Genomic DNA, 15,052 nt, shown 5'->3' on the forward strand with positions numbered 1-15,052 from the left:
TAACCTCCTTCACAAAAAAATCTCACAAATTAACCAATTAGAGATAGCGTTCGACGACATCTCTGTATTTAAAATGAGAATTTTTATTTATGCTGCTATAAAATAGTAGTTTATGTTATTCTTTTTCCCCAATTGTAGAAAATATTTTTACACATATAAATTCTAGTTTTGCATACCGATGTTATAACATGCTTACAAGGAGGAAAAATGATGCACTACCGTACATTAGGTAAAACTGGAATTACTGTTTCTGAAATTGGCTTTGGAGCGTGGGCGATTGGCGGCGATGAATGGGGTCCTGTTAACGACACACAATCTATAACCGCTATGAAGAAAGCAATTGAATGCGGCGTAAACTTTATTGATACTGCTGATGTATACGGATTAGGACATAGTGAAAGGTTAGTAACTCAAGCGATAAGAGAGCACCGTAATAATATCGTTTTATCAACGAAAGGCGGTTTAATTGGGCATCACTATGATCCAAGTGGAGAGCCTGTTTATAATACTGCCGAAAAAGTGATCGCAGTATTTGAAACTAGCTTACTACGCCTAGAAACAGATTATATTGATGTTTATTTCTGTCACATTTGGTGGGATAAACAAGAAGAAACAGAAGCATTTTTACGAGCATTTGAAATATTAAAACGGGACGGAAAAGTAAGAGCTGTTGGTGTTTCAACTCACGACATACAATATATAAAACACTTCAATAAAAACGATGAAATTGATGTTGTGCAACTTGATTACAACATATTAAACCGAAAACCAGAAAACGACATACTGCCCTACCTACAAGAGAACAATTTAGGAGCTGTTATACGCGGCCCTTTAAAAATGGGGATATTAACCGGAAAATTTACAAATAAAACAACTTTTCCTGACGGAGATTTACGCAAAGAATGGCCAAAAGAAAAGTGGTTTCAAGAAGATTTACAAAAAGTAGAAAAATTAAGGTTACTCTCAAATGAAAATCAAACATTAGGACAACTTGCACTTCGCTACGTCCTCTCTCATCCAGCAGTATCGGTCGCAATTCCTGGCGCAAAAACAAAAAAACAAGCGAAAGAAAATGCAGATGCAACTACCCGTCCGATACTTACGGATGAGGAATTAGCTTATATTCAGTCAATATAAAACAAGACCAGCAGTTGGATATTTCAACTGCTGGTCTTGTTTTACTTTCAATATTTTAAATCAATATCATATTCCATTCTCTTCGCTGTTTCTTCAGCAACCCCAGTACCCAACAAATTTTTCACAATATGAAATGACATGTTAATTCCAGCTGAAATTCCTCCAGACGTAATAATATGTCCCTCATCGACAAATTTTACATTCTCTAAAACTTCCACATTCAGAAAATCATTTCTAAAATTTTTAACACTAGCCCAATGTGTTGTCGCTTTGAGCCCATCGAGTAATCCAGCTTTCGCAAGTAAAAACGCACCGGTACAAACAGAAGTCATTAACTTCACTTCTTTCATTTGCTGACGGATCCAATTTATTATTATTTCATTTTTCATTTCGTTTTCTCTAGCACCTAAGCCACCAGGAATTATTAAAATATCAACTGGAGGTAAGTCTTCGATACTATAATCTGGTTGTACCTTTAATCCATTTCTTGCTGTAATCATTTCTCCATCTTGACTAACAGTATGAACTGTAAATGGTTGACCTTCACTTGTTGCTGTAACGGAAAAAACTTCAAATGGGCCGGCAAAATCTAACACTTCCACTTCATTAAAAAGAAAAACCCCTACTTTCCAGCGGCTAATCATAAGCTCACTTCCTCTTGCAAATGATGTAAAAGATGCTCATGCCCTTTCTCTACAGCGATATCAAATGCAGTTTTCCCATCATTTTTCTTAGTCGTTTTATTGGCTCCATGTTCAAGAAGCAATGTAATTATATCTTCATTTCCTAATAATGCAGCTTCATGAAGTCCTGTCCAGCCACCACTTTGCACTGCATTCACATCTGATCCCTTTTCAATTAAGAAAGATACAAGTTCGATTTGTTTGTTTGCAATTGCCGCTTGAAGTGGCGTATTTTCATTTTCGTTTTTCGCTCTAATATGTATATTTGTTCCATGTTCTAAAAGGAAACTTGCTATTTCTTTCTGCCCAAAATAAGCTGCTAAATGAAGCGGTGTCCATCCATCTTCACTAAATGAGTTAACAAAACTTGGATCCGTATTAATGATTTCTACTACCTTTTCTTTTTCCCCGCTTATGACTGCTTGTGATATTGATATGATTTGTTCCATTATGAACCTCCATGTATAGAAATATTAAGTACCCCTTAATAAATTCCATTAATAATCACATGTTCCTTTCTAAATAATTAAGTTTACATAATAATATTATTTTTATAATTCGCTATCCTAATAAAAAAACAACCGACTCTAATGAGTAGATTGTTTTTGAGTTTCATTTTTATAATTGTTTTAAAAAAAATCATTTTCACTTACAACTAACAAACATTATTAAAAATGAAATGAAATTATATATTTAGCAGCCATGAACTCTTTACATATCAAAACCGGCTATTTACTTAAATTAATAGTTTTTTATCATTTGAAAATAAAAATGGAATTTATCCTTACATTTGAAAAATACGTATATAGCAAGAATCTATAGCAGTACTCTTATCATACTAATCTATAACAATTCTGCCTTCTTCCCTTACCTGTATCCTTTAAAACATAAGACTTTAAAACGAGTGCTGTTAGTGAATCTGTTAATGTTTTATATGATAAATTTGAAAGAGCTAATAGATCGTTCGTATATAACATTCTATGCTTCTCTAATAATAATAGTACTAATCGTTCTGACGGTTTTAATGTTTCATCACTTTCTAGTATAAAATCTATATTTTTCATATTCATACTTCTTACTCCTTATATAAAAAAATGATTTTAGTAGTTATTTAATATAAAAATACTACATAACAAATTTGAAGATATATCGAAATAACATAACGCCCAAACACTTTTATACTATAACATAAAAAAGACATTTCCCCAAATTGAAAATGCCTTTTTATATCTACTTCTCTTTTTTATATAATTGATATGATTGTTCTAGCCCTTTATTATATTTCGTATTATTATCTGTCCATTCTCCCCCTAAGTTTCCTGGCCACCCTGATGTATTAGCAACATATTTAAGCAACTCCCAATCCTGCAATCCTTTTTTCACACCACGTTCATACGATTTGACCATACTTGAAATTGCTATCGTTGTATTTATACGCGAATCCACTAAACTCTCTTCCGATAATTGCGCTGGTGCTAATCCACCACGATGTAATTGGAATAATCCAAAAGATGTTCCGTTATCTCCTATTGCTTTTTGGTTAAATTTTGTTTCATGATCCGCAATTGATAATGGTATCCAATCTGGAATATCATACCTCTTTGCAACTTCACTAATTACTTGTTTATTATTTTTAATCTCTTTCTGCTTTTCATAGTTAATATAAATTACATAACTTAAAGTAACTAACGTAAATAATATGAATATATATTGTAGTGCCTTTTTCATCATTTCATCTCCTGCTTTGTATATGTTTCACTTTCTATATACACTATAAGACTTTTATGTGACATTCATTTGACAAAATGATATTAATTATACATAAGCTGTTACAGTTTCAACTATCAATCTAAAAACTACAATTCTTCTAAAAGACTTCTTCAACACATAAAAACAATCAGCCTTTCATGTATAGTACATGAAAGGCTGATTGTTTTTCACTACACTTTTTTATGTATACAGTATATCCCTGCTATAATAAAACAAATTGAAATTACCGATAAAATTGTACCCTGGATTTCATAAAATGCAGTAAAGAATTTCCCGCTTCCTCTATCCCAAATTTCTAATGAACCCGAGTAAATTGCGGAAGTTATATATGTAAGGCCGAATAGGAGAACACCCGAAAAAACATAGGTTACTCAAATATTTTTCATTATTAGCTCACCTCCATTAATTTGATTTGTGAATAAAACAAAAAAGACCTTTATACGTTAAAGATCTTTTTCATCTTATTTTTGTTAGAAAAAACGCCAGAACCTAAAACAAAAACTCACTTTATTATACGTATCTCCATATAAAAATTAAAGACTATAAGGCTACCAGCATCTTCTCGATTAACATTTTTTACATTAAATGTTTCTTGCAATATGCGGTTTACTATAATGGCTTGTTCCACCACCGCCTACTATTACTTTACCGCCTTTTTCGAAGATTAATAATTTACTTGAACCATCTGAAAGTAAAACTATTACTTCAGCATGATCACTTGTCGCTACATAGATTACATAACCACTTTTTGAAATACAAGTTTCCCAATGCTTATCAAATTCTGATCTTACAACTCGATTAGAATACACTTGATTTTCAATTCTTCCTGGCTGTTCATTTTCCAATTTTTCTTACCTCCTTCCAAATTTGTCATTTATATACAAATGACGGTTTCTCAATAAATTAGTGACCGTCCTTAATATAAATAGTATATGTAGTTAGTAGGAGAATGCTTGGACTATGAAAACGTAACAGCATTTAAGTATTTTACAATCGGAATTTTTCCTTAATCATTACAGCTACTTCTTTAGCACTCAAATGAGTATTATTAATTTTTATGTACTCTTTTTTTTCAATTTCATCATGAAATGAATTTAATCTATGTTTTTTCATCGTTTCTTTTAAATTTTTTTCAGACCATTCAATGTCTCTTTTTTTCGGTTTATGCTCTAGTCTATGTGGACTTTTATTTCGCTCTAATCTTTCATCTAATTCTGCCTCGAGCTCTACAAAATATACTGCTGCGCCTTTTGATTCAAAAATACTTACTACATGGTTTATGTACTCCCAATCTGATTGAAGGTCAAATGCCCATACATATGTAAAAATCATTCCGTATAAATCACTTTTAGACACTTCTTCAAATATTTCATTACGAAACAAACTTACTAATCTTTTTGCTTCCTTTGTACTGTAATCAAAAAATGGACTTACTAAATCAATGGTCATGTGATTATGAAAAATTTTCAAATCTGTTAATTTCACTAATTCTTGTCCGACTGTCATTTTCCCGACTGCTTGCGGGCCAAATATTAAGATGAATTTCCTTTATTTTCCCCCGATCTTTCTCTATAAACAATGAAATAAAACATATCCTAAAATTGAAAATAAGGCAGTCGATGTTGTGTCGATTGCCTTATTTTCATGAATAGTTCCTATATTATTCCTTTCGTACAGCTTCAAAAGTAATAATTTGTTCTGCATTTGACGGTTGCTTTTCATAAACATAGTCAGCAGAGCAAGTAATGTCAGTGAAACCTATACTTTCTAAAAGGAGCTTAAACTCTTCTATTCCATACCACCGCATTGCAAAACGTTGTAGTTCAGTTTGTACTAACTGTCCTTTACTCCATTTTTCATATTTTAAATATGATACAGTTACTTGGTTAAGCCAATCTATTTCAATTGATTTATTTTCTAATGTAATTCCGTCCCCGCTTGGTAGAGAAAAAGTCGATGTATGAATCTCACCCGTCTTCCAGTCATATGGAAGCGCAAGATCTACAATTAAACGCCCACCTGGATTAAGATGTTCATAAAAACATTTCAAAGCGTTTATAGAATCATCACGATTTTCAATTAAACAAAAGGATCCGGTAGGAATTATTATCGCCTCATATTTATATGGTAATGAAAATTGTTGTAAGCTTCCTTGGTATAAATTAGGGTTTAAGCCTCTCTCTTTACAACGCTTACGGCAAGAATCTAGCATTTCAGGTGAATAATCTATCCCATCAACTTTAAATCCAACTTCAAGAAATGGAATAATGACACGTCCCGACCCTACTGCTGCTTCGAGAATTCTTCCTTTACAACTCTTTAAACGATTTTGATAATATTCAATATCACCATTCAAAGAGTAACCGACAGGTTTTGTGAAATCATATAATTCCGTACAAAGTGTACTATAATAACTAAACATTTATTTTCTCCTCCGTTTTATGTGTACGGAAGATTCTAATTTACTTAATCTTTCCGTACCTCAAATTTTAATGAGAATTCGAAAGAGCTGACTGTCATAATATATCACTCGCTTTCCATGTAATATATTTACATTGTATAATATTTCCTCGCGATTGAACATATAAAAGTTGAAAATTCTGATTATAAATGAAGAGCTTACTATAGTAAGCTCTTCATCAAAAACTATTTATTTCACAATCGGCAATGTCACTTCACTCAATTTCACAGTTAGCTTCGTTCCTGCTTTCGGTCTAATTGTATAATCGTAATCACTTGCGATTAAAACGACTCCCATTTGATGCCCTGCTTTAAATACGTAATCATCTGGCTGCATGTCCCATGTAAATGTGTAATCTTTACCAGGTTGAATCGCTGTTGAATTTTCTATACTATTTAAGTTTTGCGGATCCATCCAACCTCTCGTTACAATTTCAGGCCTCGCTCCGCCATAATCAACGAGTAAAGCTGTTAAATTTGAAACAGATCGATCAATATTTCCTGTTATTGAAATTTTAGGCGTACCACTTATTCGCATATCTTTTTGCAGTACAGGCATTGTATATACTAATCGATTCGCTATTTCTAACTCAGGGTTTTCTACTAGTTGATTTGACTTTATTTTAGCATCATCTACTAATGAGAAAACATTGTTTACTGATCCCATACTTAATGGTAGATTGACTGCTTTATTACTTAAATACATACGGACTTTTGATGGTACAGCTGCTGGATCTGGCCAATTTTTTATTTTTTGCCACGATTTATTTTCACGTTGTACATCTACCATCGGTTCATCCATAATTCCATTTTCAATTCCATATAACCAATAATCGAACCATTTATTTTGGGCTTGTTGCCAGTTATTACTTGATGTTCCGCCATGTCCACCTTGATGTAACCACATTTTACGAGGAACATTATTTTTGCCAAGAGCTTCCCACCACTGTGCGAACTGCTTCGTTTTTACATTCCAATCATTTAAACCGTGAACAACAAACACACTAGCCTTCACATTCTTAACATCTTTTACATAGTTACGTTTATCCCAAAAATCGTTATAATCGCCTGTTTTACGATCTTGTCCAGCTGTTAGTTCTTTAATAATTTGCCCGCAAACTTCAGGGTTTTTTCTTGTTAGTACTGCTTCTGCCATATTATCTGTATCTTCTCCTTGATAACCACCCGGCGCAATAACCGCCCCATTTGCACGATAATAATCATACCAGCTACTAATCGCTGCGATTGGAATAATTGTTTTTAACCCTTCCACTCCTGTCGTTGCGACAGCATTCGGTAACGTACCATTATAAGAAACTCCTGTCATTCCTACATTTCCCGAAGACCAACTTGCGTTTACTTCCTTACCATCCTCTGTATATGCTTTCGCACGTCCATTTACCCAATCAATGACAGACTTAGTCCCTAATATTTCTTGCTCATCTCCAGTAGTCGGACATCCATCTGATTTCCCAGTTCCGATACTTTCACCTAAAATGACTGCATATCCTCTTGGAACGTAATAATTTCCGTATGAACCAAGATTAACAGCTCCATACGGTTTTCCTCCATATGCATTCAATTCTTCATCAACATTATAAACAGGAACATCTTTCAATCCAGATCGATATGGACTCATTTCATAAATAACAGGGACTTTCACATCTGGATTTGTCTTTGGACGCATAACCTTTACTGATACACGATCTTTTTTACCATCTCGATCACTATCAACTTCTGTCTCTACAAATAAATTTTCTACGATGGCCTCATCAAGAGAATAGATTGGTTTTGTCACCCCATTTTCCAATTGAATTTTTGTGTTTGGAGTTAAAGCTTCTGAAACTTGACCATTTAACTTAATATCGCTCCCTTTTACAGAGCTCCCTTCCTTATTTTCTGCATGTGCAGTCATACTAGAAACTCCTGAAGTAATTGTTAAAGATAATATAGCTGAAAGTGTTATTGCTAATTTCTTTTTCCTCATGCCCTTCCCTCCCCATATATTCCTTCTTTTACTATACATTAAAAATGCAGAAAATTCAGTTTATATTTTATAGAAAGTTGAGAAATTTGTAAAACATTCGACTCTTTCAAGATAATAGAAAAGGAACTAATAATAATTAGTTCCTATCTATATACATATAAAATTGTATTTCTCCATCTTCTACCGAAACTCCGTATTCAAATCCATGTCTTTCTAATATACTTTTTACAATCGCTAATCCTAATCCAGTACCTGATTTTTCTTTGCTACGTGAAGACTCTAATACGTAAAAAGGCTCCCAAATTTTATCTATCTCTTTAATTCCCTCAGCAGCAATACCATTTTGAATTTGAAAATACACAATGCCATTTTTCTCTTCTAATGTGATTTTTATATTTTGATTCGTTGTATATTTTATCGCATTAGAAATTAAATTTTGAAAGACCATTCTCATTTTATTTAAATCAGCATAAACAATCGTGTCACCAACACTATAGTTCACTTGCAACTTGATTTCTTTCGACTCCAGTTCAATCTTATGCTTATCTATTATACTTTGTACTAGTGGTTCAATAGGGAATTCTTCTTTTTGTAAAATATCTCTTTCTAGTTTAGAAAATCGCAATAACTCTTCAATTAAATTTGAAATTTGATCTGTTTGTTTAATGATTGTATCAACATATGTGCCATCATCTAAACCGTCTTTTATTCCCATAGAATATGCTTTTACTAATGCGATTGGTGTTTTTAATTCATGAGTTACATCGCCCATAAATCGTTTTAAGTGGTCATTTCGATCTGTTAAATCTTGATGTGCTTCATGTAATTTATCACTCATAATGTTTATACTATTTGCTAAATCACCTATTTCATCATTCGTTTTAACTTTCGTCCGTTTAAATTTCAGACGTGAAATATCTTCTGCGACATCACTCAATTCATTCAGTGGTGTAGTGATTGTTTTTGAAAAAATCCAGACGAGCACGATAATAAGAAATAGTGAGAATCCCAAAATGTATAAATAAAATGAGTTAAGCGTTTTAATTACTTCATTGGAATGTGCGATAGAAACTCCTACTAAAATCAACATATCATCTTTCGCAATGTATTTCGCAAAAAAACTAGATTTTATCTTTTCTTGATCATATATTTTATTCGATTGTCCGAGGTTCTTCACTTTCGTAATTTCTTCTTTTGTAATCCAAAGTTTATTCAATGCAACTCTCTTTTTTGTAAGTTGCATGCGTAATTCTTCATTAATAGCATCTTCTGAACTATTTATTGATGTATACGCAATCGTAACATTACCTTCATTTTCAATACGATTTATAGCATCATCCAGCTCTTTACGCGGTATTGACTGGATTTGCGCTGTAATGCCTTCTAAGCTTTCGCGTGTTTTGTGCACATTATATTTTGGTAAAAAATAGTTAATTAATAATAAAGAGATGGCAAAAATAAGGATGACTGTTAAAGAGATGCTGAAAAATAACTTTTTACCGAGTTTATTCACACTCTTCCTCCAAACTGTATCCTAAACCGCGATGTGTCTTTATAATATTTTCTCCTATTTTTTTACGTAATCTTCTTACATGCGTATCAACCGTTCGCTCTTCCCCAAAATAATCAAATCCCCAGACTATATCTAACAACTTTTTCCTCGTTAAAATCGTGCCTTTATGATTTAAAAAGCACTTTATTAATTGTAATTCTGTCTTTGTAATGTCTAATTCTTTCTCATTTTTATATACTTTATTTTTGGTGAAATCTATTTTTAAATCTTGAACTTGAATAACATCTTCATGCTGTACAAGCTTTTTCGCTCGCGTAATTAGCACTCCTGGGTGAAATGGTTTTTTCACATACTCATCTGCCCCACTTTGAAGAGCTGCTAATTCATCTTCACTTTCACTTTTCGCAGTAAGCATTAATACTTTTACACTCGAATTCTTTTTTATTTCCTGACAGACAGCAATACCACTACTTTTCGGCATCATCCAGTCTAAAATAGCTAAGTCAATTTTCTCATCATAAAATATTTGAAGTGCTTCCTCTCCATCCTTTGCTAATAAAACTTCGAAGCCTTCTTTTTCAAAATACGCTTTTAAAATTTTCAGCATATCTTGTTCATCATCCGCGATTAATACTTTCATTACATTTCCTCCATTACTTATAAACAAATATCAATTTTATCATACAACTTCTTTGTTACATCAATGTGACATAAAAATATTTACAACGTTTGAGGGTATAGTAAGTGTGAGGTGTTGTTTCATGTTCAAAAAAATAGGAGTCATTACTCTTCTCTTCTTTTTATTATCAACAAATGCGTTCGCAAATACAAATAAACAAATTGAAGTATTTGATTGTAAAAAAGAAATGGTGGTCCAAAAACAATCTTTAGATTCAGCTATTCAAAAAGAAGCTGTTCAATATGCTAAATCCATTACTGGCCCGTTCAAAAACTTAAATGTCGTTCCGAAAGATGGTCATATGATAAAAATCCCGTTATCAAAACCTGTTCCTATTACAAATCAATGGTTACATACAACAATCGATGAAGTACTCATCCTTCTCCCACTTAATGAAAAACCTTACATTATGCTTTACGATGATGAGAATAATCCACATTTTTATTATGTAAAAGGTGATCCGAAGGGTTTATTGAAACAAATGAATGTTAAAATTAATTAAAGAAAGATCCCACAAGTATCATTTGTGGAATCTTTCTTTATCAGTTAACAAGTTAATTTTTTAATATGATTTTCGTTTAAAAAATTCAAAATCTGCCTTTTGTGATGGTTATCGTGATCTACGAATTCCTTAATAATATATATAAGAGAATACGGCGTTCCAGTATGAGGACAATACGATACTCCATTGGCAGTTAAATGTTCCCTTAGCTTTCCAATAGACAGTCGGTGAAGCTCTTGAACAAGTAAATCTCTTTTAGCTTTTGCTTCTTCAAGAAGTTTTATCTTAGATATACCTGATTTCGCATAATTAGAGGCTAGTTTATTATATGTATCAAAGTCAGGGAACTCCATTCCCTGTCCATCTCTCACTGATGATAATGTCTCACGTAAAAGATAGTCATCCCAGTTCATAATATGAGATACGATCTCACCAACAGTCCATTTCCCCTCTGATATTGGTGTCGTCCACAATTCTTCTTTCATATCTTTCAATGCATTTATCCAAATTGAATATTCATTGAAATCATTAATAATTTTATTTTCTCCCATCATCTAATTCCCCATTCTAATAATAGATTTAGATAAATCATACCATAAATCTACATACAAAAGAACAAACGTTCTTATCGGAGAATAAATAATAATTCACTGCATCCTTTTATCTAAGTTTAGATAATGGCTCGTTCCTACATACATTGCCCCTTTCACAAATCCATTCGAAGTATAAAATTGGTTCCCCTGTTCTGTATCTGTGTGTAAGACAACGATAGTAAAATAGATTTTTGCATCGCCTAAGATTCTCCCTAACAGTAACTTTCCTAATCCTTTTCGCCGGTAATCTTTTGCAATATAAAATCTCCTCAATCGGCCAATCTTATTATCTTTCGTATACGGATCTTGATTTAATCCCCCGATTCCAATTAACGTATCACCTCGAAAAATGCCATATAAACATTCGCCCGTTTTACTAAATGTATTTCTTTTACTTTCATATTCATTTATTAGTTTTATTAAGAAGTTAAATCCTTCTTCTTTACTTTCCTGGACAAGGTGATTGACCTCATATTTTAGCAAATCTCCAATTCGTTTTATTTGTATATCTTCCAGCTTAATCCCCCACTTTCTCTATCCAAATGTATCTTTTTGAAAAATAAAAATGCCCAAGAATATATCATCCTGAGCATTCATTTGAATGTGAACTTATTCATTTTGTTATGTAAGTATTCTTCAATTCAGGTAATATCCCCTTCAACTCCATTAAATCATCAATTACTAAATCAGCATGAGCAAGCTCATCTTCTTGTGCAAAATCGAAATTACATCCAATCGCAATTAAACCATTATCTTTTGCAGCGTTAATATCAGATAAACGATCTCCAACTACCGCTGCCTCTTTTATATCATATTTCATCAAAATGCTTGTTACTAAGTCACCTTTATTAAGCGATTGAATTTGTTCGATACTGAACGTTTCCGTAACCCATTGGTCTAAATCATAATAAGATACGATTGCCTGTAAATATTCCGTTAAACCGTTACTAGCAATGTAAATGGAACAGTTATTTTCTTTTATAAAACTAAAAACTTCCTTTACATACGGATATAAAGCCCCTTTTCCGCTCTTTATGTTTTCAATTAATCTCTCTAAAAAATAAGCATCTGTTTGTTTTCTTACTTCATTTGAATGATCAGGTAACAGCGCTTCCCAAACTTTAGGTAAAGGAACACCCATAATTTCACGGTATTTATCAATTGGCGTTACCGTATTCCATAATTGTAGTGAACGTAAATGATTAAATGTATCATCTAGTGATAATTCTAAAATTTTATCTGTTTGAAATAAAGTTCCATCCATATCGAAAATTAGTGCTTGTAACATGATATTCTCTCCCATTCTTTACTTTTGAACTACAAAATAGTTTTACTCAATTTATTTTTAAGTATCTCGACAATAATTTCTGAAGAATAATTCGCGGCCGTTTTTGCGAAATCATCATATGAAACTTGCGCCTCATCGTCAGCGCCATCAGAAATACATCTCATAACGAGAAACGGTATGTCATTTATATAAGCGACATGCCCAATTGCCGCTCCTTCCATTTCTGTACAATGAGGTGCATATTCAGTGACTAATTGCTCCTTTAATTTTGAATCCTCGACGAAGCATTCTCCGCTGACGATTCTTCCTTCATGAACAGTAATATTTAAACTACTACTATTAACAGCTTTTCGGGCTAAATCTCTTAATTCCTCGCTTGCATGAAACGTTTCTTGAAACGGAAATAGATTCTTCATTTGATTTTTATTAACATCATGATGCGTAACATTTGTAGAAATAACTAGATCACCAATTTTCACATCCGGATGTAATCCACCCGCAACACCTGTATTAATGATAGAATCCACATCAAATTTATTAATTAAAATTTGTGTACATGCGGCGGCATTTACCTTTCCTACACCACATCGCGTAATAATAATTTCTGTATCCATGAAGTTTCCTTTATAAAAAGGTATTCCCGCAATAGTATGTTCCTCTTTAATAAGTAGTTTTTCTAAAAGTAAGTCTATTTCTATTTGCATTGCTCCGATAATACCGATTCTGTTCATATATGTAGTCCCCTTAATTAATTTGCAAATATTCATCAATATCTTTATGAATTTGCATAAAAGCTTTATTCCAAAATTCATACTCTGTTAGATCAATATCAAAATGTTTTTTCATCAATTCTTCAACTGGGGCCTTTCCTGTTTCTCGTAAAAACCCTTTATACCTCAAATGAAATGCATTTTTATTTTCCTTTGCTATTTCAATTAAACTAAAACTTGCTAAATACCCAAGTGTGTATGGATAATTGTAAAAAGGAACATCTGCTATATAAAACTGAACGTATTTCATCCAAACAAACGGCTGATATTCTGTTAGTGCATTCCCGTATGCCTTTTCCTGCGCGGCTATAGATAATTTCTCAATTTCATCAGCACTTATAGGACCTTCTTTACTTTTTTCATAAAAACTCTTTTCGAACTGAAACGATGCACGAATTGCCATAACATAATTAAAACTATTTCTAATTTTCCAGCTAAGCAATGACTTTTTCATCTCTACACAATCTGTTGTTTGAATTAAATAATTCATGATTACCGTTTCAAAGAAAATAGACGCTGATTCAGCTGTACTCATTGGCAGATAATCATCTAAAAATGTTGTAGATTGTTCAAGACTCATAACATAAAAATGCCAAGCGTGTCCCAGTTCATGAGCAAGTACTCTTACACTATCAATTGTTCCATCATAACGAAGTGAAATGCGAGATTCTTTTTCACTGAAAAAAGGAGCACAAAATCCACCCGGCGGTTTATTATCTCTCGGTTCAGCATCGATCCAGCCATTCGCTATTGCATTCTGTGCGAACTGTGCCAATTCTTCATCTATATTTTTTAGTGCATCATATATGTTTTTTACTGCTACTGAAAAAGGAATAACAGTCTCATTACTTTCTTTCCATGTCATTAGCTCGTACCATGTAATTGAATTCTTTCCTTTTTTATAACCGTTTAACGCAATTGCTAGCTTCGTAAGATTTTGTTCCGTTGCATTCCACATTTGGGATAATGCAGTTTCAGAGATGCCATTTGCTTGTAGTGATTGTTTTAAAATCTCTGTTCCTTCCATTTCATCACTTTTAGCATGACGTAATCTTCCTATTTGATTCAATACAGTAGCAAAGATATCTTTTTCCTTATTCAAAGCATTTGTAAGAGAATCAAATACTATTAATCTTTCATTATGATCATCACTATTCATCGCAACGTAATTTGCTTGTCCAAATGATAAAGTCTCTTTATCGTGTATTACTTCTATTTTATTTCTTAATTGTGTATACATATCTTCCCAAGCTTTTAATTCATTTTCTATTAGTTTAATACTTGAATGATTTGTATTAACACTTTGTCCCTTACTAGATTCTATTAATAGTTGAACTTCTTTCTTTAATTGATTTACTTTTACACTTAGTAAAGTATTTTCAGGCTGCTTCTCATCTTCAGCAGCACGGCAATATAAGTAATACTCTGCTTTTTCGATAGCCTGTATAAGTTGTGAAAGGATTACTGAGTCTTTTGTTGCTTTATATTCTATAATTAACCGTTCTATAGAAAATATAAGATCTTGTTTATTAGAATATAGTCTGCCTAACTCCCATTTAGTTGGAGCTTGAATAAGTATATTCATTTTAATAGCCTCCTATTTTTACAAATAGTTACAAAAATTTAACCCCTCCATAATTATATATGAATCCCCAATATTTAGATATCTC

At 32.5% G+C, this 15,052-nt stretch carries 17 protein-coding genes and 1 pseudogene; 2 read left to right on the plus strand and 16 right to left on the minus strand.

All coding sequences use genetic code 11. From position 1 onward, the window contains the following. Window positions 1-210: 210 nt before the first annotated feature. Window positions 211-1,137: an aldo/keto reductase gene (locus tag ABH957_RS12730; RefSeq protein ID WP_404453550.1), complete on the plus strand. Its 927-nt coding sequence runs from the start codon at window positions 211-213 to the stop codon at window positions 1,135-1,137. Window positions 1,138-1,184: 47 nt separating this feature from the next. On the opposite strand, the gene ABH957_RS12735 is transcribed toward ABH957_RS12730, so the two are convergent. The 11 genes and pseudogenes from ABH957_RS12735 to ABH957_RS12785 form a co-directional block, all read right to left on the minus strand. Continuing rightward, window positions 1,185-1,781 carry a DJ-1/PfpI family protein gene (locus tag ABH957_RS12735; protein ID WP_404448709.1) on the minus strand — a complete coding sequence of 199 codons (597 nt, stop codon included), beginning with the start codon at window positions 1,779-1,781 and terminating at the stop codon, window positions 1,185-1,187. Then, the gene (locus ABH957_RS12740; RefSeq protein WP_404490905.1) at window positions 1,778-2,269 is read right to left on the minus strand and encodes an ankyrin repeat domain-containing protein; all 492 of its coding nucleotides are present in this window, start codon (window positions 2,267-2,269) and stop codon (window positions 1,778-1,780) included. The genes ABH957_RS12735 and ABH957_RS12740 overlap by 4 nt, the downstream gene beginning before the upstream one ends. Window positions 2,270-2,653: 384 nt before the next feature. Then, window positions 2,654-2,884 carry a hypothetical protein gene (locus ABH957_RS12745; RefSeq protein WP_000789035.1) on the minus strand — a complete coding sequence of 77 codons (231 nt, stop codon included), beginning with the start codon at window positions 2,882-2,884 and terminating at the stop codon, window positions 2,654-2,656. A gap of 166 nt (window positions 2,885-3,050) precedes the next feature. Continuing rightward, a complete protein-coding gene (locus ABH957_RS12750; RefSeq protein WP_404448705.1) occupies window positions 3,051-3,551 on the minus strand; it encodes a lysozyme family protein in 501 nt (166 codons plus the stop codon). Window positions 3,552-3,760: 209 nt separating this feature from the next. After that, window positions 3,761-3,976: pseudogene (locus ABH957_RS12755) on the minus strand (hypothetical protein). Between the two features lie 195 nt (window positions 3,977-4,171). Next, a complete protein-coding gene (locus ABH957_RS12760; RefSeq protein WP_002136786.1) occupies window positions 4,172-4,435 on the minus strand; it encodes a hypothetical protein in 264 nt (87 codons plus the stop codon). Between the two features lie 142 nt (window positions 4,436-4,577). Then, complete coding sequence (locus ABH957_RS12765; RefSeq protein WP_404490904.1) at window positions 4,578-5,096, minus strand: shikimate kinase; 519 nt, start codon at window positions 5,094-5,096, stop codon at window positions 4,578-4,580. A 154-nt stretch (window positions 5,097-5,250) separates the two neighbouring features. Beyond that, entirely contained in the window at window positions 5,251-6,012 is a 762-nt protein-coding gene (locus tag ABH957_RS12770; RefSeq protein ID WP_404453544.1) for a class I SAM-dependent methyltransferase, read from the minus strand. Window positions 6,013-6,240: 228 nt separating this feature from the next. Continuing rightward, entirely contained in the window at window positions 6,241-8,037 is a 1,797-nt protein-coding gene (locus ABH957_RS12775) for a Xaa-Pro dipeptidyl-peptidase (RefSeq protein WP_404453541.1), read from the minus strand. Window positions 8,038-8,173: 136 nt separating this feature from the next. Then, window positions 8,174-9,550 carry a sensor histidine kinase gene (locus tag ABH957_RS12780; protein ID WP_404453538.1) on the minus strand — a complete coding sequence of 459 codons (1,377 nt, stop codon included), beginning with the start codon at window positions 9,548-9,550 and terminating at the stop codon, window positions 8,174-8,176. After that, window positions 9,543-10,190 (minus strand): response regulator transcription factor, encoded by a 648-nt coding sequence (locus ABH957_RS12785; protein WP_404448695.1) that lies wholly within the window; start codon window positions 10,188-10,190, stop codon window positions 9,543-9,545. The genes ABH957_RS12780 and ABH957_RS12785 overlap by 8 nt, the downstream gene beginning before the upstream one ends. Window positions 10,191-10,311: 121 nt before the next feature. On the opposite strand from ABH957_RS12785, the gene ABH957_RS12790 reads away from it, so the two are divergent. Further along, a complete protein-coding gene (locus ABH957_RS12790; protein WP_002136793.1) occupies window positions 10,312-10,731 on the plus strand; it encodes a hypothetical protein in 420 nt (139 codons plus the stop codon). A gap of 44 nt (window positions 10,732-10,775) precedes the next feature. Here the strand turns inward: ABH957_RS12790 and ABH957_RS12795 are convergent, their stop codons facing one another. From ABH957_RS12795 to ABH957_RS12815, 5 genes are all read right to left on the minus strand, one after another. Further along, a complete protein-coding gene (locus ABH957_RS12795) occupies window positions 10,776-11,282 on the minus strand; it encodes a DinB family protein (RefSeq protein WP_404453534.1) in 507 nt (168 codons plus the stop codon). Between the two features lie 96 nt (window positions 11,283-11,378). After that, window positions 11,379-11,840 (minus strand): GNAT family N-acetyltransferase, encoded by a 462-nt coding sequence (locus ABH957_RS12800; protein ID WP_404453908.1) that lies wholly within the window; start codon window positions 11,838-11,840, stop codon window positions 11,379-11,381. 97 nt (window positions 11,841-11,937) lie between these two features. Beyond that, window positions 11,938-12,612 (minus strand): HAD family hydrolase, encoded by a 675-nt coding sequence (locus tag ABH957_RS12805; RefSeq protein ID WP_404453532.1) that lies wholly within the window; start codon window positions 12,610-12,612, stop codon window positions 11,938-11,940. A gap of 29 nt (window positions 12,613-12,641) precedes the next feature. Further along, window positions 12,642-13,343: a 5'-methylthioadenosine/adenosylhomocysteine nucleosidase gene (locus ABH957_RS12810; RefSeq protein ID WP_002136800.1), complete on the minus strand. Its 702-nt coding sequence runs from the start codon at window positions 13,341-13,343 to the stop codon at window positions 12,642-12,644. 13 nt (window positions 13,344-13,356) lie between these two features. Then, complete coding sequence (locus ABH957_RS12815; protein ID WP_404453528.1) at window positions 13,357-14,967, minus strand: M3 family metallopeptidase; 1,611 nt, start codon at window positions 14,965-14,967, stop codon at window positions 13,357-13,359. Window positions 14,968-15,052: the final 85 nt, after the last annotated feature.

The sequence above is a fragment of the Bacillus sp. RC242 genome (assembly GCF_044908245.1).
GTDB lineage: Bacteria > Bacillota > Bacilli > Bacillales > Bacillaceae_G > Bacillus_A > Bacillus_A mycoides.